This window comes from Kineococcus auxinigenes, from assembly GCF_050871525.1.
Classification (GTDB): domain Bacteria; phylum Actinomycetota; class Actinomycetes; order Actinomycetales; family Kineococcaceae; genus Kineococcus.
In genome coordinates this window covers 42,309-63,738 of the sequence record NZ_JBKBCT010000003.1, presented here as the reverse complement: position 1 = coordinate 63,738, position 21,430 = coordinate 42,309, and the positions used below count along the sequence as shown (strand labels likewise).

Below are 21,430 nucleotides of genomic sequence, written 5' to 3'. Positions count from 1 at the left end.
CGGTCGATCGGGTCCGAGTCGATCACATCGGGAAACCGACGTACTTGGTCTCGAGGTACTCCTCGATGCCCTCGAATCCGCCTTCGCGGCCGAACCCGGAGGCCTTGACCCCGCCGAACGGCGCGGCGGCGTTCGAGATGACCCCGGCGTTCAGGCCCACCATCCCGGTGTCCAGCGCCTCGGCCACCCGCATGCCGCGGGAGAACCCCTCGGTGAAGACGTAGCCGACCAGGCCGTACTCGGTGTCGTTGGCCAGCGCCACACCCTCCTCCTCGGTGTCGAAGGCGACCACCGGGGCCACCGGCCCGAAGGTCTCCTCCGTCAGCAGCCGGGCACCGGCCGGCACGTCGGTGACGACGGTGGGGGCGTAGAAGTAGCCCGCCTCGCCCACGCCTTGACCTCCGGTGAGCACCTGCGCTCCCGCCTGCACGGCCTCGCCGACGCGGCCGGCGACGTCCTCGCGGGCGCGCGCGTCGATGAGCGGGCCGACCTGCACGCCCTCCTCGGTGCCGCGCCCGACGCGCAGCGCCCCCATCCGCTCGGCCAGGCGCTGCGAGAACTCCTCCGCGACGCCGCGCTGGGCGTAGAAGCGGTTCGCGGCGGTGCACGCCTCGCCCATGTTGCGCATCTTCGCAGCCATCGCGCCCTCGACCGCGGCGTCCAGGTCGGCGTCGTCGAAGACGAGGAAGGGCGCGTTGCCGCCCAGTTCCATGGAGGTGCGCAGCAGCCGGTCCGCCGACTGGCGCACCAGCGCCTGCCCCACCGGCGTGGAACCGGTGAACGTCAGCTTGCGCAGCCGCGGGTCGGCGATGAGCGGCGCCATCACCTCGCTGGTGCGCGAGGTGGTGACCACGTTGAGGACCCCGTCGGGCACACCGGCCTCCTGGAGCACCCGCACCAGGGCCAGCATCGTCAGCGGCGTCTGGGTGGCCGGCTTGACCACGATGGTGCAGCCCGCCGCCAGGGCGGGGCCGATCTTGCGGGTGCCCATCGCCAGCGGGAAGTTCCACGGCGTGATCGCCAGGCAGGGGCCCACCGGCTGCTTCATCGTCAGCAACCGCGACCCACCGGCCGGGTTCTGCGCGTAGCGACCCGAGATGCGCGAGGCCTCCTCGGAGAACCAGCGCAGGAACTCCGCGCCGTAGGCGACCTCGCCGCGGGCCTCGGCCAGCGGCTTGCCCATCTCCAGCGTCATGAGCAGCGCGAAGTCCTCCGCGCGCTCGGTGACCGCGTCGAAGGCGCGGCGCAGGACCTCCGCGCGCTGCCGCGGCGGGGTGCGCGCCCAGTCGTGCTGGGCGGCCGCCGCGGCGTCGAGGGCGGCGGCGCCGTCGTCGACCGAGGCGTCGGCGATGCTGGTCAGCACCTGCCCGGTGGCGGGGTCCTCCACGGTCAGCGTGCCGGCGCTGCCGTCGCGCCAGGTGCCCCCGATGAACAGCTGCGTCGGCACCTCCCGCAGCAACCGCTGCTCGCGCTCGGCGCCACCGCTCACGGAGTTCCCCGCACCGCTGGTCGCGCCACCCGTCGTCGTGCTCGTCATGCGTCCTCCTCCTCGCCTCGTGCCGCGCGGCTCAGACCTGGTGACCGACCTTGAAGCCCTGCTCGACCTCGTCCTTGCGGGTGTAGGAGAACCCGTCGGCGCCGATCGTCACGTCGGACTCGCGGGTGTCCTGGCGCTCGACGACCTCGCGGGGGTTGCCGTCGAGGTCCAGCACGGTCGAGGCGTTGGAGTACCACGACGGGACGACCGGGTTCCCCCACCAGTCGCGACGCTGGTTGTCGTGCACGTCCCAGGTGACGACCGGGTTGTCCGGGTCGCCGGTGTAGTAGTCGTGCGTGTAGATCTCGATGCGGTGCCCGTCCGGGTCCAGCAGGTACAGGTAGAACGCGTTCGAGACGCCGTGGCGACCCGGGCCGCGCTCGATCTGGTCGGAGCGGCGCACCGCGCCGAGGTGGTCGCACAGGTGCAGGATCTGGCTGCGCTCGTGGGTGGCGAACGCGATGTGGTGCATGCGCGGGCCGTCGCCGCCGGTGAGCGCCACGTCGTGGACGGTGGGCTTGCGGTACATCCACGCCGCGTAGACGGTGCCCTCCTCGTCCTCGATGTCCTCGGACACCTTGAAGCCGAGGCCCTCGTAGTACTCGCGCGCGGCGGGGACGTCGGGGGTGACGACGTTGAAGTGGTCGAGGCGGGAGATCGCGCCCGCGCCGTGGACGTCGTAGCGCTGGGTGAAGCGCTCGACGTGCTCGGCGTCGTGGAAGAACTCCACGGGGAAGCCCAGCGGGTCGACGATCTGCACGGCCTCGCCGATGCCCTTCGTGGTGCCGGCCGGCACGCGGCGCACCGGCACTTCGAGGGCGCGGTAGTAGTCCTCGGCCAGGTCGAGGTCCTGCGGCGTGCGCACCCGGTAGGCCAGCTTGGCGCAGGCCGCGACGGGGCCCGTGCGGATGACCAGGGAGTGGTGCAGGTACTCCTCGAAGGCGCGCAGGTAGATCGCGTCCTCGGTCTCGGCGGTCACCACGAGCCCGAGCAGCTCGGTGTAGAACCACTTCGACTTCTGCAGGTCGGTGACGACGAGCTCCGCGTAGGCGCAGCGGATGACGTCGGGCGGGGTGGGCAGGGTGCCGGTCACGGTGTTCTCCTCGTCGAGAGCGGTGCGTGGAGGGGAGCGGGTCAGTAGTCGATCTCGCTGGCGGCGCGGGCGCCGAAGCGGGTGGTGTGCACGTCGCCCAGGGTGATGTGGACCGCCTGCTGCTCGGTGTAGAAGTCGATGGAGCGGTAACCGCCCTCGTGGCCGAGGCCGGACGCCTTCACGCCGCCGAAGGGGCTGCGCAGGTCGCGCACGTTGTGGGAGTTCAGCCACACCATCCCGGCCTCGATGGAGTGCGCGACGCGGTGCCCGCGCTGCAGGTCCGAGGTCCAGACGTACCCGGCCAGGCCGTACTTGACGTCGTTGGCCAGGCGGATCGCGTCGGCCTCGTCCTCGAACGGCGTGATCGCCACGACGGGGCCGAAGATCTCCTCCTGGAAGATGCGGGCCGTGGAGGGGACGTCGGCGAACACGGTGGGCGCCAGGTAGTTCCCGACCGGCAGGTGGTCGGGACGCCCGCCACCGGCGACGAGGCGGCCCTCGGTCTTGCCGATCTCGACGTAGCCCAGGACGCGCTCGTAGTGCTCCGGGTGCACCAGGGCCCCGACCTCGGTGGCCGGATCGTGCGGGTTGCCGACGACGATGTTCTTCGCCCGCGCGGCGTAGCGCTCGACGAACTCGTCGTAGACGCTGCGCTCGACCAGGATGCGCGAGCCGGCCGTGCAGCGCTCACCGTTGAGGGAGAAGACGCCGAACAGCGTGGAGTCCAGCGCGGCCTCGAGGTCGGCGTCGGCGAAGACGACCGCCGGGGACTTGCCGCCGAGCTCCATCGACATGCCCTTGAGGTGGGCCGCGGAGTTGCGGAAGATGAGCTGCCCGGTGGTGGTCTCGCCGGTGAAGGAGATGAGGCGGGTGCCGGGGTGCTTGACGAGGGCGTCGCCGGCCTCCTCGCCGATGCCGTTGACGAGGTTGAACACGCCCCTGGGCAGGCCGGCCTCGGTGAAGATCTGCGCCCACAGGCTCGCCGACAGCGGGGTGAACTCCGCGGGCTTGAGGACCACGGTGCACCCGGAGGCGATGGCGGGGGCCAGCTTCCAGCTCTCCAGCATGAACGGGGTGTTCCACGGCGTGATGAGCCCCGCGACGCCGACCGGCTTGCGGTTGACGTAGTTCACCTGCTTGCCGGGCACCTTGTAGGCGTCGTCGGTCTGGGCGACGACCAGGTCCGCGAAGAAGCGGAAGTTCTCCGCTGCGCGCTGCGCCTGCCCGAGGGCCTGGGTGATCGGCAGGCCGGTGTCGAAGGTCTCCAGCTCCGCCAGGCGCGCGTCGGAGGCCTCGACGAGGTCGGCGATCCTGTTGAGGACGCGGGCGCGGGCGCGCGGCGCCGTCGTCGGCCAGGGGCCGTCCTCGAAGGCACGCCCGGCGGCCCGCACGGCGGCGTCGACGTCGGCGGCCTGCCCCGCCGAGGCGGTGGCGTAGTTCTCGTTCGAGACCGGGTCGAGCACGTCGAAGGTCTCGCCGCCGACGGAATCGCGCAGTTCGCCGTCGATGAAGTGCTGCAGGTGGGTGGGCAGGCCCTCGGGCACGTGGCGGGTGGTCGCCTCGGACGCGGTGGTGGTCACGGTTTCCTCCTGGTCGTCGGGGAGCGTGGTGGTGCGGTCGGTCAGCCGGGCGGGGTGCCGTCGAGGGGCTGGGACGCCTCGTGCGCGAGCACCGCCGCGAGGGTGGCGGTGCGGTGCGCGCGGGCGGCCTGTTCGACGGCTGCGGGGTCTGCGCCGGAGGTGATGAGCTCGATGAGCCCGTCGTGCTCGGCGACGGACTGGTGGGTGCGTTCGGGGACCATGGAGAACACGCTGGTCCGCAGCGTGCTGAGGCGCCGCCAACCGCGGTCGACGAGGTCGAGCAGGTGCGGGTTGGGGCAGGGCGCGGCCAGCGCGCGGTGCAGGCGCTGGTTGAGCTGGCTGAAGCGCTGGGTGTCGAAGTCGCCGCGGTCCAGCCCGTGCAGCTCGGCGCGCATGAGCTCGTTGAGCCGGCGCACCTCCTGAAGGTCGGAGGCGGTCAGCAGGGGGACGGCCTGCCCGACGGCGGCCCCCTCGACGACGGCCAGGGTCTCCATGGTCCAGCGGTACTCCACGGGGTCCAGCCCGCGGACCGTGGCGCCGACGTTGCGCTCGAACTCCACGAGGTGCTCCGCCTCCAGGCGCCGGATCGCCTCGCGGACCGGGACGGAGGAGGAGCCGAGCTCCTTGGCCAGCGCTCCCAGGACGAGCCGGTACCCGGGCGTGTACTCCCCCGCGAGGATGCGGTCGCGGATGAGCTGGTAGGCCACTTCGACCTTGGAGGTGGCCGTTCCGGCCACGGGTCCAGGGGTCATCAGCGTCGCCTCCACGTCGTCGTCAGGCACCTTGCGATCCACTGCGCGGATCCACCATGCGGATCAACATCGTATATCTTGATGTACATCGTAGGTCGGTGAAGGCGCCCCCACAAGAGCCTCGACGCCTCGACACCGGATCGTATACAGTTTCGGATACCACGTCAGGAGAGAGTCGATGATGACCCAGCCCGACCACGACCCCCGCTTCGCCGCCCTCCCCGCCGGACGCCCCGGCAAGGTGGTGGCCGTCCACCTCAGCTACGCCTCCCGGGCGGACCAGCGCGGCCGGCGGCCCGCCGCCCCCTCCTACTTCCTCAAGCCCTCCAGCTCCGTGGCCGCCGGCGGCGGCACCGTCGAGCGACCGGCCGGCACGGAACTCCTCGCCTTCGAGGGTGAGATCGCCCTGGTCATCGGGGAACCCGCTCGCCGCGTGCCCGCCGAGCAGGCGTGGCGCCACGTCTCGCACGTCACCGCCGCCAACGACCTGGGCCTGTACGACCTGCGCGCCAACGACAAGGGGTCGAACGTCCGCTCCAAGGGCGGCGACGGCTTCACCCCCCTCGGGCCGCAGCTCATCGACGCCTCGGACGTGGACCCCGCGGCGCTGCGGGTGCGCACGTGGGTGAACGGCGCCCTGGTCCAGGAGGACACGAGCGCCGCCGTGCTGTTCTCGCCGGCGCAGATCGTCGCCGACCTCTCCCAGCACTTCACGCTCGAGACCGGCGACGTGGTCCTCACCGGGACGCCCGCCGGTTCCAGCGTCGTCGTCCCCGGTGACGTCGTCGAGGTCGAGGTCGACGTCGTCAGCGGTGCGCGCGCCGGCGCCACCTCCGGCCGGTTGGTGACGACGGTCGTCCAGGGCGAGCACGCCTTCGACGCCGACCTCGGCTCGCTGCCCGCGGTCGACGACAAGCAGCGCGAGGAGGCCTGGGGCTCGCGAGAGGCCGCCGGCCTGCCGCCCGCGGCCCCCCCGGGGCTCGGCGACGGCCTGCGCGCCAAGCTCGAGCAGGCGCCGGTGGCGGCGCTGTCGGCGCAGCTGCGCAAGCGCGGCCTGAACAACGTCAGCATCGACGGCGTGCGCCCGGCCCACCCCGACCGCAAGCTCGTCGGCGTGGCCAAGACGCTGCGGTTCGTGCCCAACCGGGAGGACCTCTTCGCCTCGCACGGCGGTGGGTTCAACGCCCAGAAGCGGGCCTTCGACGCCGTCGAGCCCGGCGAGGTCCTCGTCATCGAGGCCCGGGGCGAGGCCGGTTCGGGGACGCTCGGCGACATCCTCGCCATCCGGGCCCACGCCCGGGGAGCGGCGGGGATCGTGACCGACGGCGGTGTCCGCGACCACGACGCCGTCGCCGCCGTGGGCCTGCCGGTCTACTCCCGCGGGGCCCACCCCGCCGTCCTGGGCCGCAAGCACGTCCCGTGGGACGTCGACGTCACCATCGCCTGCGGCGGGGCGGCGGTGCAGCCCGGGGACGTGATCGTCGGCGATTCCGACGGCGTCCTGGTCGTCCCCCGCGCCCTCGTCGAGGAGGTCGTCGACGCCGCCCTCGCGCAGGAGGAGGAGGACGCCTGGATCGCCGAGCAGGTCGCGGCGGGCCACCCGGTGCACGGGCTCTTCCCGATGAACGCCGAGTGGCGCGCGAAGTACGCCGCGCGCGACGAGCAGGGCTGAAACGGCCGGTCCCCCGAACGCCGACCCCGAGGAGAACGTCGATGCTGCCCCCCGAGACGATCACCGCGATCGCGGACGAGCTCGCCGCCGCCGAACGCGATCGCACGACGGTGCCCCTGCTCACGGCCCGCCACCCCGGCATGACCGTCGAGGACTCCTACGCGGTGCAGAACGAGTGGCGCCGCCGCGGCACCGCTGCGGGCCGGCGACCGGTGGGCCGCAAGATCGGCCTGACGTCGAAGGTCATGCAGGTGGCCACCGGCATCACCGAACCCGACTACGGCGCGATCTTCGCGGACATGGTCTTCGAGAACGGCAGCGTCATCGAGCACGCGCGCTTCTCCAACGTCCGCATCGAGGTGGAGCTCGCGTTCGTCCTGCGCGAGCCGCTCGCCGGCCCCCACGTCTCGGTCTTCGACGTGCTGCGCGCCACCGAGTACGTCGTGCCCGCCCTGGAGATCCTCTCCTCGCGCATCGAGATGCAGGGACGCACCATCGTCGACACGATCAGCGACAACGCCGCCATGGGCGGCACGGTCGTCGGCGGGAACCCGGTGGCCCCCGACGCCGTCGACCTGCGCTGGGTCTCGGCCCTGCTCTACCGCAACGAGACGATCGAGGAGTCGGGCGTCGCGGCGGCCGTCCTGAACCACCCCGCCAGCGGCGTGGCGTGGCTGGCGCAGAAGCTGGCCCAGCACGACGACCACCTGGCGGCCGGGGAGATCGTCCTCGCCGGGTCCTTCACCCGGCCGATGTGGGTGCACCCCGGGGACACCGTCCTCGCCGACTACGGAAGGCTGGGGACGATCTCGTGCCGCTTCGCCTGAACCCCACCCTGCGGGACCGGCTTCACGCGACCGACCGCGCGCTGTTCGGCGGCTGGGTCTGCTCCGGCTCCCCCGTCATGGCCGAGGTCATGGCCGGGTCCGGGCTGGACTGGGTGCTCATCGACATGGAGCACGCCCCGAACGGGCTGGAGTCCACCCTCGCCCAGCTCCACGCCGTCTCCGGCTACCCCGTGACACCCGTCGTGCGCGTGCCCGCCGCCGACGACGTCCTGCTCAAGCAGGTGCTGGACCTGGGGGCGCAGACCGTCCTGGTCCCCATGGTCTCCACCGCGGAGCAGGCCCGCGCCGTGGTCGCGGCCACGCAGTACCCGCCCGCCGGGCGCCGGGGCGTCGGCAGCGCGCTGGCCCGCTCCGCCCGGTGGAACCGGGTCGACGGCTACCTGGCGAACGCGGCGGAGCACGTGTCCGTCGTCGTCCAGGTCGAGACCGCCGAGGCCGTCGAGAACGCCGGGGAGATCGCCGCGACGCCCGGCGTCGACGGCGTCTTCGTCGGCCCGAGCGACCTGGCGGCGTCCATGGGCCTGCTCGGCGCGCAGACGCACCCGGACGTCGTGGCCGCCGTGCACCGGGCCCTGGCGGCGGTGCTCGCCGCCGGGAAACCGGTGGGGGTCAACGCCTTCGACCCCGCGGTCGCCCACGCCTACGCCGACGCCGGGGCACGTTTCGTCCTGGTGGGCGCCGACGTCGCCCTGGTGGCCAGGGCGTCGGAGAAGCTCGCGGCCGAGTTCGTCACCACGCCGGGGGACGACGCGGAGCGCCCCTCGTACTGACGTCCACTCCTGAGGTGTCCCGGCCCGCGCCGGGGCACCTCAGGAGTACAGCGCCTCGACGTCCGCGGCGAACAGGCGCAGCACCTCGTGCCGCCGCATCTTCAGGCTCGGGGTGAGGCAGTCGTTCTCGACGGTGAAGTCGCCGTCCAGCACACGGAACCGGCGGATCGACTCCGCGCGGCTGACCAGGCCGTTGGCGTGGTCGACCGCCGACTGCAGCTCCGCGAGCACGGCCGGGTCGCCCTTCGCCGCCTCGACGTCCAGGCCGGCCCGGCCGTGCAGCTGGCCCCACGCCGTCACAGCCGCCTCGTCCAGGGTGAGCAGGCAGGAGACGTACGGGCGGTCGTCGCCGACCACGACGCACTGGGAGATCAGCGGGTGGGCGCGCAGCCGGTCCTCCAGCGGTGCGGGGGCGACGTTCTTGCCGGCGGCGGTGACGATGATCTCCTTGGCCCGGCCGGTGATGGTCAGGTTCCCGTCCTCGTCGAGGGCACCGATGTCGCCGGTGCGGAACCAGCCGTCCCGGAAGGACTCCGCGGTCTCCTCGGGCCGGTTCAGGTACTCGGTGAACACCCCGATCCCGCGGCACAGGATCTCCCCGTCCTCGGCGATCGCCACCTCCGTGCCCGGCAGCGGCAGGCCGACGGTGCCGATGCGCTGGTCGCCGGGGCGGTTCACGCACGCCGGCGCCGCCGTCTCCGTCAGGCCCCAGCCCTCGAACACGGTGAGCCCGGCGCCCCGGAAGAAGTGCCCCAGGTACTCCCCCAGCGACGCCCCGCCGGAGACGGCGCGGGTGAGCCGGCCGCCCAGGGTGGTGCGCAGCTTGGAGTACACGAGGTGGTCGAAGAGGGCGTGCTGCGCCCGCAGGGCGCGCCCGGGGCCACCGGTGTCCAGGGCCCGCGAGTACGCCACGGCCGTCTGCTCGGCCCGGGCGAACAGGGCCGCGCGCAGCTTGCCGCCGGTGGCCGCCTTGTGCTGGGCGGCGGCGTGGACCTTCTGGAACACCCGCGGCACGGCCAGCACGAACGAGGGGCGGAAGCTCTGCAGGTCCGCCAGCAGTTCCCTGGTGTCGGGCGCGAAACCCATCCGGACCCGCGCGGCCAGGCACAGCACCTCGACGAACCGGGCCAGCACGTGGGCCAGCGGGATGAACAGCAGCGTGGACGCCCCCGGCTCGTCGAGCATGTCGGGCATCACGAGGTGCGCGTTGCGGGCCAGGTCGCCGAAGTTCGCGTGGGTGAGCACGCACCCCTTGGGGCGCCCGGTCGAGCCGGAGGTGTAGACGATCGTCGCGGTGGACGCCGGCCCGGCGACCGTGCGGGCCGCCTCGAGGTCCTCGTCGCCCACGTCCCGCCCGGCGGCCTGCAGCTCCTGCAGCCCGCCGTCGTCGACGGTCCAGGTCCGCCGCAGGGTGGGCACCTGCTCGCGCACCCCGGCCACCAGTGCGGCGTGCTCGGGCGTCTCCACCACGCACGCCACCGCACCGGAGTCGGACAGGACCCACGCGACCTGCTCGGGCGAGGACGTGTCGTACACGGGCACGCTGACCGCACCGGCGAACCAGCACGCCGCGTCCACGACGGTCCACTCGTAGCGGGTGCGCGACATCAGCCCCACCCGGTCGCCCGGGCGGACCCCGGCCGCCAGCAGCCCCTTGGCCACCGCCCGCACCGTGGCGGCGAACTGCGCGGTCGTGACGTCGGCCCAGGCGCCGGTGTCGTCCCTGCGGCTGAAGCACACCGCCCCGGGGTCGTCCCGCTCCCAGTCCAGGACCAGGTCGCTGAGGTTGCCCTCGGCGGCCGGCGGCACCTGCGCGGGCTGGCTGGAGGTGACCAGCGGTCCGGCGGACCGCGGCGCACCCCCCGGCCCACCCGCTGGGTCCGTCGCGGAACTGCTCGGCGTCGTCGTCGACACCTCGGCAGACGTCATCGGCTGCTCCTCGGTCCGCGCCCCGGTCCCCCGGTGGCGCCGTGCTGGTCCCCGGATGATGCGCCCGCACCGGGGGGCGGTCAAGGCGACGCACCCGTCCGGGCGAGCGGAGCCGGACCCCGGCCCCGCTCGCCCGTCACAGGACGGCGGCGAGCTGCTCCAGCTGCTCCTCGGGGTCTGCGCCCACGGGGATGAGCACGGCGCTGGTGACGCCGGCGGCGAACAACCCCGCCAGCCGTTCGCGCGCCGCGGCGGGCGTCCCCGTCACCGCCAGCCGTCGCACCCACTCCTCCGGCAGGCGCCGCGCGAACTCCTCGCGGGTGCCGCAGTCGCGGCGCAGCGCGGCCAGGTCCGCGGCGAACGGCAGCGGCGCCAGGTGCGGGGCCCAGTCGGGTTCGCCGATCCACTCCAGCCCGGTGCGCGCCACCGCCAGGGCGACGGCCTCGTCGGGGTGGACGGCGGCCGCGTTGTAGGCGACCACGCGGTGCGGACGGTCCGCACCGGTGCGGGCCAGCGCGTCGCGCACGTACTCGGGGGTGGTCGGCTCGGCCAGCACCGTGCCGTCCGCGACGCGGCCCGCCAGCGCCAGGGAGCGGGGCCCGCGCACCCCCGCCAGCAGCGGCGGCACCCCGTCGGGGACGGCGGAGGGGTCCAGGCGCACCGCGTCCAGGCGCACCGGGCCGCCGGAGCCGGTGGTGTCGGCGACCTCGCCGCGCAGCAGGTCCGCGAGCGCGAGGAACTGGGCCTCCAGCAGCGCGAGGGGGCTGGTGGGCCACTGCCCCACCGAGCGCATCCAGGCGGGCATCCCGTGGCCCAGGCCGACGTCCAGGCGACCGGGGAACAGCTGGGCGAGGGTGGCGACCTCCATCGCGGTGAACGCGACGTTGCGCGCGCCCGCGGGCAGGACGCCGATGCCGACGCGCAGCCGGGAGGTGGAGGCCAGGACCGCTGCGGCCTGGGCGATGCCGCCGCGGAAACCCAGGTCCTCCACGACCCACAGCTCGTCGAAGCCGAGTTCGTCGGCGCGGCGCGCGAAGGGCAGGACCCGGGCGGCGTCGAGGTCGCGCGGGAGCATCACCCCGACGCGGCCGGGGCGGCCGCCCGGGCCCGCGCTCACGCCGGGTCGCCGGTGCGCTCGAGGACGACGACGGGGATCTCCCGGGACGTCTTGGACTGGTACTCGTCGTAGTCCGGCCACACCTCGACCATCGACGCCCACACGGCCGGCTTCTCCTCGGCGGTGGCGACGCGGGCGCGGGCGCGGAACCGCTCGCCCTTGACCTGCACCTCGACGTCCGGGTCGGCCTGGAGGTTCAGGAACCACGCGGGCGGGGCGTCGGTGCCGCCGTTGGAGGCGACGACGAGGTACGCGTCGCCGTGCGGGCGGAAGATCAGCGCGTGCGAGCGCTGCTCGCCGGACTTCCGGCCCTTCGTGAAGAGGATGAGGATCGTGGTCCCGCCGCGCCAGTGGTACCCGTCCTCACCGTTCGTCTCCAGGTAGCGCGCGACGTGCGGGTCGCCGTGCAGGTCGGTGGCGGAGGTCATGGCGCGACCCTACGCCGCACCTGCCCGCGGGGACGGCCCGTCAGCCCTCCCGCCCGGGCGCTCCCGCTGCGGCGATGATCCGGCTCAGCCCGTCGCGCAGGGCCTCCAGCTCGGCGACGTCCACCCCGAGGCGCTGGACGACCTGCGCGGGGACCTGCTCGGCGCGCGCGCGCAGCGCTCGCCCCTGCTCGGTGAGGGAGACCGCCAGGGATCGCTGGTCCTCCGGCAGCCTGTTGCGCTGGAGCAGGCCCGCGGCCTCCAGGCGCTTGAGCAGCGGGGAGAGCGTGGGGGCGTCCAGGGCGAGGGTCTCGCTGAGCTCGCGCACCGAGAGGGGTTCCCGGCCCCACAGGGCCAGCATGACCAGGTACTGCGGGTGGGTCAGGCCCATCGGCTCCAGCACCGGGCGGTAGACCGACAGGACGCTGCGGGCGGCGACGACCAGGGCGAAGCAGACCTGCCGCTCCAGGGCCAACGGGTCCTGCTCGCGACCGGGTGCGGAACCGGTCGCGGCGGGCTGGTCGGGGGTTGAGCTCACCGGCCCAGCGTACGATGATTAGTGCACGAACCATTGCCGGGCGAAACATCGAGCTGAGGACGCCATGCCCTTCGACGACACCGACGGCCTGCCGAGGAGCCTGCAGCGACCCCGGGCCAAGAACCGCTGGGTCGACCTGGTGCTGGACGCCTTCTTCTCCTTCAGCGGCCCCGCGCAGGTGTCGGCGGAGGACGGCCCGCAGCGCGGCCCGCGCACCGAGGAGGAGGCCCGCGCCGGGTACGCGCAGTGGGAGCGCGTCACCGTGGGCGGCCACACCTACCTGGTGGAGCGCAAGGGCGGGCAGGACCCCGCCTGAGGCACCGGCCGGGCACGCCGGCGCCTCCCCAGCAGTCGGGGTCGGTGCCCGCGGGTCAGTGGCCCCCGCCCAGGTGCCCGGCCAGGCGCTCGTAGCGCTGCGCGCTGGCCTCGTTCAGCCCCACGATCCGCGCGTGCTTGCCCTTGGCCTCGTACTTGGTGGTGATGGCGTCCAGGGCGGCGACGGTGGAGGCGTCCCACACGTGCGCGCCCGACAGGTCGATGACCACCTCGTGCGGGTCCTCGGCGTAGTCGAACTGGTACACCAGGTCGTTGGAGGAGGCGAAGAACAGCGCCCCCTCGACGCGGTAGCGGCGCACCGCCCCGTCCTGCTCCAGCTCACCGGTGACCTCGACCAGGTGCGCGACCCGCCGGGCGAACAGCAGCGCGGCGACCAGCACACCGACGACGACGCCGATGGCGAGGTTGTGGGTGGCCACCACCACCGCGACGGTCACGACCATCACCGTGGTCTCGCTGCGGGGCATGCGCCGCAGCGTCGCCGGGCGCACCGAGTGCCAGTCGAACGTCCCGACCGAGACCATGACCATCACGGCGACCAGGGCGGCCATCGGGATGATCGCGACCACGTCGCCCAGGCCGACGACGAGGATCAGCAGGAACAACCCGGCCAGGAACGTCGACAGGCGGGTGCGCGCGCCGGAACGCACGTTGATCATCGTCTGGCCGATCATGGCGCAGCCGCCCATGCCGCCGAAGAAGCCGGTGATGATGTTCGCCGCGCCCTGGCCCCACGCCTCGCGGGTCTTGTGCGAGCGGGTGTCGGTGATGTCGTCGACCAGCTTGGCCGTCATCAGCGACTCCATCAGCCCGACCAGCGCCACCCCCAGGGAGTAGGGCGCGATGATCTGCAGCGTCTCCAGCGTCCACGGCACGTCCGGCAGGAGCAGCGTCGGCAGCGTCTCGGGCAGCGCCCCCTGGTCGCCCACGTCCGGCACCACCAGCCCGCTGAGCACCACCGCCACGGTCAGCAGCACGATCGCCACCAGCGGCGCGGGCACCACCGTGGTCAGCCTCGGCAGGAACACCATGATGGCGATGCCGACGGCCACCATCGCGTAGACGACCCACGGCACGTCGCGCAGGTACGGCAGCTGGGCGGTGAAGATGAGGATGGCCAGGGCGTTGACGAAGCCGACCATGACGCTGCGCGGGATGAACCGCATCAGGCGCGCCACCCCGAGCAGCCCGAGGACCACCTGGAAGACGCCGGCCAGGATCACGGCGGCGATGAGGTGGTCCAGCCCGTGCTCGCGCACCAGGGGGGCGATCACCAGCGCCACCGCACCGGTGGCCGCGGAGATCATCGCCGGGCGCCCGCCCAGGAAGGCGATCGAGACGGCCATGGTGAACGAGGCGAACAACCCCACCCGCGGGTCCACGCCGGCGATGATGGAGAAGGAGATGGCCTCCGGGATCAGCGCCAGGGCCACCACCAGGCCGGACAGGACCTCGGTGCGCAGCACCTTCGGCGAGGCCAGCCACGCCGGCCGGCCCGGTCCGCTGCGGGGCGGGCCGGCCGGCGCGGGCGCGGTCATCTGCTCGGGGTTGGTCAAGGGTGCTTCCGTTCGTGCTCACGGGGCCCGCCGCAGCGCACCCCTGGTGGGCGGGTCTGAGGTCGATCTCCACCGGGGCGCACCGCTGCGCCGGTTCGTCCGTGGAGCCGCGCCGGAGCACCGCGAGGTGCGTCGACGGTGCGACGGTCCTCCGGAACCGTACCTTCACGTCACGTCAGAGTCCAGACGACCACCCACGGTCCACCGCGGCCGGGCCGTAGCATCCCGGGCACCGGACCGATCGACGTGAGGGAGACCCCCGTGCCCACCCCGCCCCTGCCGCAGGACGTCGCCGCGCTGTTCGCCCGGCCCAACCCGGCCGTGATGGCGACCGTCCACCCCGACGGCCACCCCGTCAGCGTCGCCACCTGGTACCTGCTCGAGGACGACGGGCGCGTGCTGCTCAACCTCGACGCCGCCCGCGCACGCCTGCGGCACCTGCGCGCCGACCCCCGGGTCTCCCTCACCGCGCTGGCGCAGGACGACTGGTACACCCACGTCAGCGTCCAGGGCCGCGTCGTGGAGTTCCGCGACGACCCCGACCTGACCGACATCGACCGCCTCTCGCGGCACTACCTGGGCACCGACTACCCCACGCGCGACCGCGCCCGCGTCAGCGCGCTGGTCGAGGTGGAGCGCTGGCACGGCTGGGGCGCCGCCCAGCAGGGGTGAGGCCACCGCGGGGGCGTCAGCGAGCCGCGTCCGCCGCCTGGAGGTGCCGGGGCGCGTCGGCGCGCTCCACGCGCCCCGGCCACCAGAACCGCTCCCCGAGCAGCGCGACGATCGCCGGCACCAGCAGGGTCCGCACGAGCAGGGTGTCCAGCAGCACGCCGATGCAGACGACGACGCCGATCTGGGTCAGCGTGATGAGCGGCAGCACCCCCAGGACGGTGAACACGGCGGCCAGCAGGACGCCCGCGCTGGTGATGACGCCGCCGGTGACGGCGACGGCCGTGCGGATGCCGTCGCGGGTGCCGGCGGCGCGCGCCTCCTCCCGCGCCCGGGTGACGAGGAAGATGTTGTAGTCCACCCCCAGGGCCACGAGGAACAGCAGCGAGAACAGCGGGACCCCGGTGTCCAGGGCGGGGAAGCCGAAGACGTTCTCGAACAGCAGGTTCCCGGCGCCCAGGGCCGCGGCGTAGGTGGCCAGAACCGTCACCACCAGCAGGACGGGCCCCAGCAGCGCGCGCAGCAGGACGATCAGGACCGCCAGCACCACGGCGACGACGAGGGGCCCGACCACGAGCAGGTCGCGCTGGGAGGCGGCTCGCTCGTCGACGGCCTCGGCCTCGGTGCCGCCGACGAGGGCGTCGGCGACGGGCACCGCGCCCACCGCCTCGCGCAGCCGTTCGACGGTCTCGCGGGAGGCCGCCGAGCCGGGTGCGGCCTCGAGGGCGGCGTCGATGCGCACGAGGTCGCCGGCGGAGGCGACGACCTGCGCGGAGGCCACACCGGGGACCGCGGAGGCTGCGGCGAGCACCTGCTCGGCCGCGCTCGCGGCGGCCACGACCTGCGCCGGCTCGGTGCCCTGCGCCGGGTAGTGCCGCTGCAGCGTCTCGGCGCCCTCCACGGCCTCGGCGGAGGTGCGGAACTGCTCGGTCCGCGACAGGCCCTGCTGCACCCCGACCAGCCCGGCGGCCAGCGCGGCCAGCAGCAGCACCGACACGCCCACGACGGGCCAGGGCCGGCGCACGACGCGGTCGGCGATCCGGGCCCACCCGCCGGTGCGGGAGGTGTCCTGCGAGCCCACCCGCGGCACGAACGGCCAGAACAGCCCGCGCCCGCAGACCACGAGCGCCGCGGGCAGCACGAGCAGGCCGAACACCCCGGCGACGACGATGCCGACGGCCACGTCGATGCCCAGGGAGCGGTTGGAGGGCAGGACCGCCACGAGCAGCGTGAGCACCGCGAGCACCACCGTGGAGGCGCTGGCCAGGATGGCCGGGCCGGCGCCGGCGAGGGCGCGGCGCATGGCCAGGCGCCGGTCGGGGGTGCGGCGCAGCTCCTCGCGGTAGCGGGCGATGAGCAGCAGGGCGTAGTTGGTGCCGGCGCCGAAGACCAGGACGCTGGTGATGCCGGTGCTGGAGGGGTCTGCGGGGGTGTTCCCGATGCGGTCGACGACGGTGAGCAGCCCGGCGGCCGTCTGGTCGCCGATGCCGACCACGGCCAGCGGCACCAGCCACAGCACGGGGCTTCGGTACGTGACCAGCAGCAGCAGGGCGACGACGCCGGCGGTGACGAGCAGCAGGCGGGTGTTGGCCCCGGAGAAGGAGTCGGCGATGTCCACGCCGAAGGCCGGCCCACCGGTGACCTGGGCGCGCAGCCCCTCGGGCAGCTCCGCGCGCGAGGCGGCGCGCACGTCGCCGACGGCGCGCGCGGTCTCCTCGTCGCTGGTCCCGGCCGCCAGCGGCACGACGGCCAGCAGGGCGCGGCCGTCCCCGGAGGGGATCGGCCCGGAGACGCGGCCGCCGACGGCCAGGGGGTTCAGCCGCTGCACCGCGGCGGCCACGGCACCGGTGTCCGCGTCGGTGAGCGCCGAACCGTCCTCGCGCGTCCACACCACCAGGGCGGGGGCGGTCTCCTCCCCCGGGAACCCCTCCAGCAGCTGCGCCACCCGGGCGGACTCGGCGCTCTCGGGCAGGCGCGTGCCGCCGGCCTGCGAGGGCGGTGCCTCGCCCTTGCCGACGGCCACGGCACCGGCTGCGAGCAGCGCGACGAGCAGGACGAGCCACGCGGTGACGCGGCCGGTGACGACGCGCCCGACCGCTCGGGCGAAAGGGGACTGCTCGGTCACGAAACACCTCATTGGATGGATGGTTCAGCGACTGAGATGTCTAGCAGGCGTGAGGTAGGGTGGCAAACCGATGAGCAGCCAGTCCCCGGAACGCACCGGCCCGGCCCGCATGTACCGGCGGCGCGACACCCCCCGCGAGCGCCTGCAGGCCGAGGTCCTCGACCTCGTGCGCGACCTCGGCGTCCAGGCGCAGCGGGTCGCGGACGACTTCGCCGGCAGCCGCGGGCTGCACCCCACCGACGTGCGGGCGCTGCTGCACGTCATGCGGCGCGAGGGCGAGGGCGAGCCGATGACCACCGGGGAGCTCGCCACCGCCCTGGGCCTGACGTCCGGCGCGGCCACCGGCGTCGTCGACCGCCTGGAGCGGGCCGGGCACCTGCGCCGCGAGCGCGACACCGCGGACCGCCGCAAGGTGCACCTGCGCTTCGGCGAGCACGGGGCCGCCGTGGCGGTGGAGTTCTTCGGCCCGCTCGGGCGGCGCAGCGACGAGCTGATGACCCGCTACGACGACGCCGAGCTGGAGGTCGTGCGCCGCTTCCTCGGCGACATGACCGCCGCGCTGCAGGCCCACCGCGACGACGCGGGCTGACCGTGCGCCCGGGACCCCGTCGTCGAGGCGGGCGGCGCACTTCCACCCGTTCGTGATCCTGGTGTTCATCGCGCTCCACCAGTCCTGGTGCGTGCTGGCGGCCGCCGTCGTCGTGGCCGCCGTGCACCACGTCGTGATCGGGGCGCTGTTCCCCGAGCGGGTGTTCCACACCCACGTGCACGGCCTGCACCGGGCGGGGTGGTCGCCCACCACGTGGGCATGCTCGTCCTGGAGATCGCCGGGACCCTGTTCCTGTGGCACTTCGCCGCGGGGGCGGAGCGCGAGAGCGAGCGGATCGCCGAGGACGTCGAGCGTGAGCGCACCGAGACCGCCGCGGCGCAGCAGCGCGCCGCGCTCAAGCAGGTGGACGCCGAGCGCGGCCGCCGCGAGGAGCTCGTCGCGGTCGCCGCGACCCTGGCCGCGCAGGCTGCCGGGATCGAACGCGCCCAGCGGGCCGCACACACCGCGACGAACGGGCGGCCGGCGGCGACCGCCGCCGGCACCGTCCAGCAGCTGGAGAGCTCCGTGTCGCGGATCTCCGCGTGAACGCCGTCACCGGCCAGCTCGCCGGCCAGACCGAGCCGCTCTCCCTGAACGCCACCATCGAGGCCGCCCGCGCCGGGGAGCTCGGCAAGGGTTTGGCCGTCGTGGCCGGCGAGGTGGAGGAGCTCACCACGGAGACCGGCGGCCCTCGGCCGCCGCGTCAGCCCGCGCTGGCCGCCAGGTCCGGGCGCCGGTGGTGGGCGGCGGCCCGCTCGGCGTCGGGGACCACCAGCACGGGGACCTCGGCGCTCTGCAGCACCGCGTGGCTGGTGGAACCGAGCAGCGCGCGCAGGAAGGCCCCGTGCCCGCGCGAGCCGACGACGAGCAGGCGCGCGCCGCGGGCGGCGTCGAGCAGGGCGTCGGAGGCGAACGCGTCGGCCGGGACGACCTGCTCCACCGGGACGGGGTGGGCGGCGACGACCTCCTGGACCGCCACCCGCACCACCTCGCGGGCCCGCTGCACCGCGTCCTCGCGCAACTGCTCGCACAGGCCCGGGTCGACCGCCAGCGACGGGTCCAGCTGCAGGTGCACGGCGTGCACGACGCGCAGGCCCTCCCCCAGCCGCTCCGCCTCGGCGGCCGCGACCTCCAGCGCCCGCGCGGCCAGGGGCGAGCCGTCGAACCCGACGACGACCCCGCGGGCACCGTCGGGGGCGTCGGCTGGCACCACCACCGCCGAGCAGGGGGCGTGGGCTGCCAGGAACAGGCTCGTGGACCCCAGCCGCAGCCCCGGAACCGCCCACCGGCGCCCCTCCCGGCGCCGTCGGCCGGTGACCACCAGGGCCGCGTCCCCGCAGGCGCGCAGCAGCACCGGGCGGGGAGCGCCGCGCTCGACGGCCGTGGTGACCACGACGTCCGGGGCCTCGGCCCGCACGAGCGCCGCCGCCTCCGCCACGGTCGCGCGGGCGGCCTCCTCCAGGTCCTCCAGGAGGCCGGCCACGGCCCACGCCGTGGCCGCGTCCGCCGCCGCCGGGTACGGCACCGCCCGCACGAGGTGCAGCGCCGCACCGCGCCGACGCGCTGCCGCCGCCGCCCACCGCAGGGCCGCTGCCGCGGTCCCGACCTCCTCGACCCCCACGACGACCTTGCTCGTGCTGCTCATCGCCGGCCCTCCGCCCCGACCCGCCCGTCCACCGGAACCCCCGGCTGCCGCCAGCCTCCTCTCGACGCACCGCCGGGGACAGGGACCAAGGTCGCGGAGCCCGGAACCGTGCCGGGCGCTGCGCTCAGGCGGTGCCGACCAGTTCCCCGGCCGGGTCGCCCCGCAGGTCCGTGACGCGGGCGGGGGGCGGGACGACCGCGACGGGCACGTGCGCGCGGTGCAGCACCGCGCGCTCGGTGGACCCCCGCAGCGCGCGCGGGAACGTGGTGCGCTCGTGCGCGCCGACGACGAGCAGGCGGGCGTGGCGGGACCTCTCCACCAGCACGTCGGAGGCGAAGGAGTCCGCCACCACCACGACGTCCGCGGGGACGCCGTGGCGCTCGCGCACCGCGGCGACGGCCCGCTCGACCACCTCGCGGGCGCGGGCCCGGGCCAGCCGCCGGCCCGCGGCGTACGCCTCGGGGTCGGTGAGGGCCAGGTGGTCCACGGGCAGGTGGGTGGTGTGCACCACGCGCAGCGGCTGGTGCCACCGGGCCGCCTGGGCGGCGGCGAACTCCAGCGCGGCGACGGCGGCCGGCGAGACGTCGAAGCCCACGACGACGCCGCGGGCCCCGGCGGGCGCGTCGGCGGCGACCACGACGACGGGGCAGGGGGCGTGCTCGGCGAGGGGCGCGGTGCTGCGGCCCGGCCCGACGACGAGCAGGTCGGCGTCCCCGGCCGCCTGCAGCAGCACCTCGCGCGCGGTGCTGCGCACGGTGGAGGTGCGCACCGGCACACCGGGCGCCACGGCGCGGACCTGCTCGGCGGCGCGGCGCAGCGCGACGTCCGGCTCCTGCGGGTGCCCGGGCGGCTCGGGCGGCAGCGGCGCCGCCGGGGCGTGCACCCCCAGCACCTGGGGCACCGCGTACGGCACCTCGTGCGGGACGGCGTGCACGAGGTGCACGTGCGCTCCCCGCCGGGCGGCCTCGGCGGCCGCCCAGCGCACGGCCGCACCGGACGCGCCCTCCTCGGCGACCCCTACGACGATCCTGCTGCTCCCACTGCTCACGGCTCCTCCTCGGCGGCCCCCGGCACCCTCGCGCGGTCCCTCCGGCCGCGACGGCGAGGCCCCGGCCCTCCCATGGTGCGCCGCCCGGGCGCGCAGCGGTAGTGGGAGCCGGCCCGGACACGACGCAGGGGCCGGTCCCGGCGCTCGCGCGCCCGGTCCGGCCCCTGCTGGTGTGCGCGCCGCGGGCCCGTCGGGTGTGTGGTCACGACGGGCCCGCGACGCAGATCAGAACTCCCAGTCCTCGTCCTCGGTGGCCACGGCCTTGCCGATGACGTAGCTGGAACCGGAGCCGGAGAAGAAGTCGTGGTTCTCGTCCGCGTTCGGCGACAGGGCGGACAGGATGGCGGGGTCGACCTTCGTCGTGTCCGCGGGGAACATGCCCTCGTAGCCGAGGTTCATCAGCGCCTTGTTGGCGTTGTAGTGCAGGAAGGTCTTGACGTCCTCGGTGAGCCCGACGCCGTCGTAGAGGTCCGCGGTGTACTCGCACTCGTTGTCGTACAGCTCGAAGAGCAGGTCGAACGTGTAGTCCTTGAGCTCGTCGCGCTTGGCCTGGTCCACCAGCTCCAGGCCGCGCTGGTACTTGTAGCCGATGTAGTAGCCGTGCACGGCCTCGTCGCGGATGATCAGCCGGATGAGGTCGGCGGTGTTCGTCAGCTGGGCGCGGGACGAGAAGTGCATCGGCAGGAAGAAGCCGGAGTAGAAGAGGAAGGACTCCAGCAGGGTGGAGGCCACCTTCCGCTTCAGCGGGTCGTCGCCGTGGTAGTACTCCAGCACGATGGACGCCTTGCGCTGCAGCGCCTCGTTCTGCTCCGACCAGGTGAAGGCCTCGTCGATCGCCTGGGTGGAGGCGAGGGTGGAGAAGATCGAGGAGTAGCTGCGGGCGTGCACCGACTCCATGAACGCGATGTTCGTGTAGACGGCCTCCTCGTGCGGGGTCAGCGCGTCCGGGATGAGCGAGACGGCACCCACCGTGCCCTGGATGGTGTCCAGCAGGGTCAGGCCCGTGAACACCCGCATCGTCAGTGTGCGCTCGGCGTCCGACAGCCGTGCCCACGACTGCACGTCGTTGGACAGCGGCACCTTCTCCGGCAGCCAGAAGTTGCTCGTGAGGCGGTTCCAGACCTCGAGGTCCTTCTCGTCCGGCACCCGGTTCCAGTTGATCGCGTTCACGCGATCGATGAGCTTGAGCTTCTCCACCATC

Annotated in this window: 20 protein-coding genes and 1 pseudogene; 8 read left to right on the top strand and 13 right to left on the bottom strand. The window is 74.3% G+C overall.

Features of this window, described 5'->3' with window-relative positions; genetic code table 11:
* Positions 1-22: 22 nt before the first annotated feature.
* Genes ACRYR9_RS02190 through ACRYR9_RS02175 form a run of 4 tightly spaced genes read right to left on the bottom strand, consistent with a single transcriptional unit; the run spans position 23 to position 4,992 of the window.
* The gene (locus ACRYR9_RS02190) at positions 23-1,537 is read right to left on the bottom strand and encodes an NAD-dependent succinate-semialdehyde dehydrogenase (RefSeq protein ID WP_432491539.1); all 1,515 of its coding nucleotides are present in this window, start codon (positions 1,535-1,537) and stop codon (positions 23-25) included.
* Between the two features lie 31 nt (positions 1,538-1,568).
* The gene (gene hpaD, locus ACRYR9_RS02185) at positions 1,569-2,630 is read right to left on the bottom strand and encodes a 3,4-dihydroxyphenylacetate 2,3-dioxygenase (RefSeq protein WP_432491537.1); all 1,062 of its coding nucleotides are present in this window, start codon (positions 2,628-2,630) and stop codon (positions 1,569-1,571) included.
* A gap of 41 nt (positions 2,631-2,671) precedes the next feature.
* A complete protein-coding gene (gene hpaE / locus ACRYR9_RS02180) occupies positions 2,672-4,210 on the bottom strand; it encodes a 5-carboxymethyl-2-hydroxymuconate semialdehyde dehydrogenase (protein WP_432491535.1) in 1,539 nt (512 codons plus the stop codon).
* Positions 4,211-4,251: 41 nt separating this feature from the next.
* Positions 4,252-4,992 carry a GntR family transcriptional regulator gene (locus ACRYR9_RS02175; protein ID WP_432491533.1) on the bottom strand — a complete coding sequence of 247 codons (741 nt, stop codon included), beginning with the start codon at positions 4,990-4,992 and terminating at the stop codon, positions 4,252-4,254.
* 148 nt (positions 4,993-5,140) lie between these two features.
* Between ACRYR9_RS02175 and ACRYR9_RS02170 the strand changes: the two genes are divergently transcribed.
* From ACRYR9_RS02170 to ACRYR9_RS02160, 3 genes are read left to right on the top strand one after another with little or no spacing between them, the layout of a single operon-like run.
* A complete protein-coding gene (locus tag ACRYR9_RS02170; protein ID WP_432491531.1) occupies positions 5,141-6,634 on the top strand; it encodes a fumarylacetoacetate hydrolase family protein in 1,494 nt (497 codons plus the stop codon).
* A 41-nt stretch (positions 6,635-6,675) separates the two neighbouring features.
* Positions 6,676-7,461: a 2-oxo-hept-4-ene-1,7-dioate hydratase gene (gene hpaH / locus ACRYR9_RS02165; RefSeq protein ID WP_432491529.1), complete on the top strand. Its 786-nt coding sequence runs from the start codon at positions 6,676-6,678 to the stop codon at positions 7,459-7,461.
* Complete coding sequence (locus ACRYR9_RS02160) at positions 7,446-8,252, top strand: HpcH/HpaI aldolase family protein (RefSeq protein ID WP_432491527.1); 807 nt, start codon at positions 7,446-7,448, stop codon at positions 8,250-8,252. The genes hpaH and ACRYR9_RS02160 overlap by 16 nt, the downstream gene beginning before the upstream one ends.
* Before the next feature lie 39 nt (positions 8,253-8,291).
* Here the strand turns inward: ACRYR9_RS02160 and ACRYR9_RS02155 are convergent, their stop codons facing one another.
* The 4 genes from ACRYR9_RS02155 to ACRYR9_RS02140 form a co-directional block, all read right to left on the bottom strand.
* The gene (locus tag ACRYR9_RS02155) at positions 8,292-10,181 is read right to left on the bottom strand and encodes an AMP-dependent synthetase/ligase (RefSeq protein ID WP_432491525.1); all 1,890 of its coding nucleotides are present in this window, start codon (positions 10,179-10,181) and stop codon (positions 8,292-8,294) included.
* 136 nt (positions 10,182-10,317) lie between these two features.
* Positions 10,318-11,256: an LLM class flavin-dependent oxidoreductase gene (locus ACRYR9_RS02150; RefSeq protein ID WP_432491615.1), complete on the bottom strand. Its 939-nt coding sequence runs from the start codon at positions 11,254-11,256 to the stop codon at positions 10,318-10,320.
* 38 nt (positions 11,257-11,294) lie between these two features.
* Entirely contained in the window at positions 11,295-11,726 is a 432-nt protein-coding gene (locus tag ACRYR9_RS02145) for a nitroreductase family deazaflavin-dependent oxidoreductase (protein WP_432491523.1), read from the bottom strand.
* Positions 11,727-11,766: 40 nt separating this feature from the next.
* On the bottom strand, positions 11,767-12,261 hold the full coding sequence (locus tag ACRYR9_RS02140) for a MarR family winged helix-turn-helix transcriptional regulator (RefSeq protein WP_432491521.1): 495 nt from the start codon (positions 12,259-12,261) through the stop codon (positions 11,767-11,769).
* Positions 12,262-12,325: 64 nt separating this feature from the next.
* Between ACRYR9_RS02140 and ACRYR9_RS02135 the strand changes: the two genes are divergently transcribed.
* Positions 12,326-12,577 (top strand): hypothetical protein, encoded by a 252-nt coding sequence (locus tag ACRYR9_RS02135; RefSeq protein WP_432491519.1) that lies wholly within the window; start codon positions 12,326-12,328, stop codon positions 12,575-12,577.
* A 55-nt stretch (positions 12,578-12,632) separates the two neighbouring features.
* On the opposite strand, the gene ACRYR9_RS02130 is transcribed toward ACRYR9_RS02135, so the two are convergent.
* Positions 12,633-14,135 (bottom strand): SulP family inorganic anion transporter, encoded by a 1,503-nt coding sequence (locus tag ACRYR9_RS02130; protein WP_432491613.1) that lies wholly within the window; start codon positions 14,133-14,135, stop codon positions 12,633-12,635.
* A gap of 279 nt (positions 14,136-14,414) precedes the next feature.
* On the opposite strand from ACRYR9_RS02130, the gene ACRYR9_RS02125 reads away from it, so the two are divergent.
* Positions 14,415-14,825, top strand: coding sequence for a TIGR03618 family F420-dependent PPOX class oxidoreductase (locus ACRYR9_RS02125; protein WP_432491517.1), 411 nt, complete (start codon positions 14,415-14,417; stop codon positions 14,823-14,825).
* Positions 14,826-14,841: 16 nt separating this feature from the next.
* Here the strand turns inward: ACRYR9_RS02125 and ACRYR9_RS02120 are convergent, their stop codons facing one another.
* Entirely contained in the window at positions 14,842-16,947 is a 2,106-nt protein-coding gene (locus tag ACRYR9_RS02120; protein ID WP_432491515.1) for an MMPL family transporter, read from the bottom strand.
* A gap of 70 nt (positions 16,948-17,017) precedes the next feature.
* On the opposite strand from ACRYR9_RS02120, the gene ACRYR9_RS02115 reads away from it, so the two are divergent.
* The 3 genes and pseudogenes from ACRYR9_RS02115 to ACRYR9_RS02105 form a co-directional block, all read left to right on the top strand.
* Complete coding sequence (locus ACRYR9_RS02115; protein ID WP_432491513.1) at positions 17,018-17,536, top strand: MarR family winged helix-turn-helix transcriptional regulator; 519 nt, start codon at positions 17,018-17,020, stop codon at positions 17,534-17,536.
* Between the two features lie 219 nt (positions 17,537-17,755).
* On the top strand, positions 17,756-18,082 hold the full coding sequence (locus tag ACRYR9_RS02110; protein WP_432491511.1) for a hypothetical protein: 327 nt from the start codon (positions 17,756-17,758) through the stop codon (positions 18,080-18,082).
* Positions 18,079-18,159 (top strand): annotated as a pseudogene (locus ACRYR9_RS02105) (methyl-accepting chemotaxis protein); the annotation flags it as partial. The gene ACRYR9_RS02110 and the pseudogene ACRYR9_RS02105, both read left to right, overlap by 4 nt.
* A gap of 80 nt (positions 18,160-18,239) precedes the next feature.
* On the opposite strand, the gene ACRYR9_RS02100 reads toward ACRYR9_RS02105, so the two are convergent.
* The 3 genes from ACRYR9_RS02100 to nrdF all read right to left on the bottom strand — a co-directional run bounded on the left by ACRYR9_RS02100 (position 18,240) and on the right by nrdF (position 21,429).
* Positions 18,240-19,181 carry a universal stress protein gene (locus tag ACRYR9_RS02100; RefSeq protein WP_432491509.1) on the bottom strand — a complete coding sequence of 314 codons (942 nt, stop codon included), beginning with the start codon at positions 19,179-19,181 and terminating at the stop codon, positions 18,240-18,242.
* A gap of 124 nt (positions 19,182-19,305) precedes the next feature.
* Positions 19,306-20,229 (bottom strand): universal stress protein, encoded by a 924-nt coding sequence (locus ACRYR9_RS02095; protein ID WP_432491507.1) that lies wholly within the window; start codon positions 20,227-20,229, stop codon positions 19,306-19,308.
* A 225-nt stretch (positions 20,230-20,454) separates the two neighbouring features.
* Positions 20,455-21,429 (bottom strand): class 1b ribonucleoside-diphosphate reductase subunit beta, encoded by a 975-nt coding sequence (gene nrdF / locus ACRYR9_RS02090; RefSeq protein ID WP_432491505.1) that lies wholly within the window; start codon positions 21,427-21,429, stop codon positions 20,455-20,457.
* Position 21,430: the final 1 nt, after the last annotated feature.

Bases quoted from the DNA above. Each gene is read 5' to 3' on its own strand.
- ACRYR9_RS02190 (WP_432491539.1), bottom strand. From the start codon at position 1,537: ATGACGAGCACGACGACGGGTGGCGCGACCAGCGGTGCGGGGAACTCC.
- ACRYR9_RS02170 (WP_432491531.1), top strand. From the start codon at position 5,141: ATGATGACCCAGCCCGACCACGACCCCCGCTTCGCCGCCCTCCCCGCC.
- hpaH (WP_432491529.1), top strand. From the start codon at position 6,676: ATGCTGCCCCCCGAGACGATCACCGCGATCGCGGACGAGCTCGCCGCC.
- ACRYR9_RS02155 (WP_432491525.1), bottom strand. From the start codon at position 10,181: ATGACGTCTGCCGAGGTGTCGACGACGACGCCGAGCAGTTCCGCGACG.
- ACRYR9_RS02150 (WP_432491615.1), bottom strand. From the start codon at position 11,256: ATGCTCCCGCGCGACCTCGACGCCGCCCGGGTCCTGCCCTTCGCGCGC.
- ACRYR9_RS02145 (WP_432491523.1), bottom strand. From the start codon at position 11,726: ATGACCTCCGCCACCGACCTGCACGGCGACCCGCACGTCGCGCGCTAC.
- ACRYR9_RS02135 (WP_432491519.1), top strand. From the start codon at position 12,326: ATGCCCTTCGACGACACCGACGGCCTGCCGAGGAGCCTGCAGCGACCC.
- ACRYR9_RS02130 (WP_432491613.1), bottom strand. From the start codon at position 14,135: ATGACCGCGCCCGCGCCGGCCGGCCCGCCCCGCAGCGGACCGGGCCGG.
- ACRYR9_RS02115 (WP_432491513.1), top strand. From the start codon at position 17,018: ATGAGCAGCCAGTCCCCGGAACGCACCGGCCCGGCCCGCATGTACCGG.
- ACRYR9_RS02110 (WP_432491511.1), top strand. From the start codon at position 17,756: ATGCTCGTCCTGGAGATCGCCGGGACCCTGTTCCTGTGGCACTTCGCC.
- ACRYR9_RS02100 (WP_432491509.1), bottom strand. From the start codon at position 19,181: ATGAGCAGCACGAGCAAGGTCGTCGTGGGGGTCGAGGAGGTCGGGACC.
- nrdF (WP_432491505.1), bottom strand. From the start codon at position 21,429: ATGGTGGAGAAGCTCAAGCTCATCGATCGCGTGAACGCGATCAACTGG.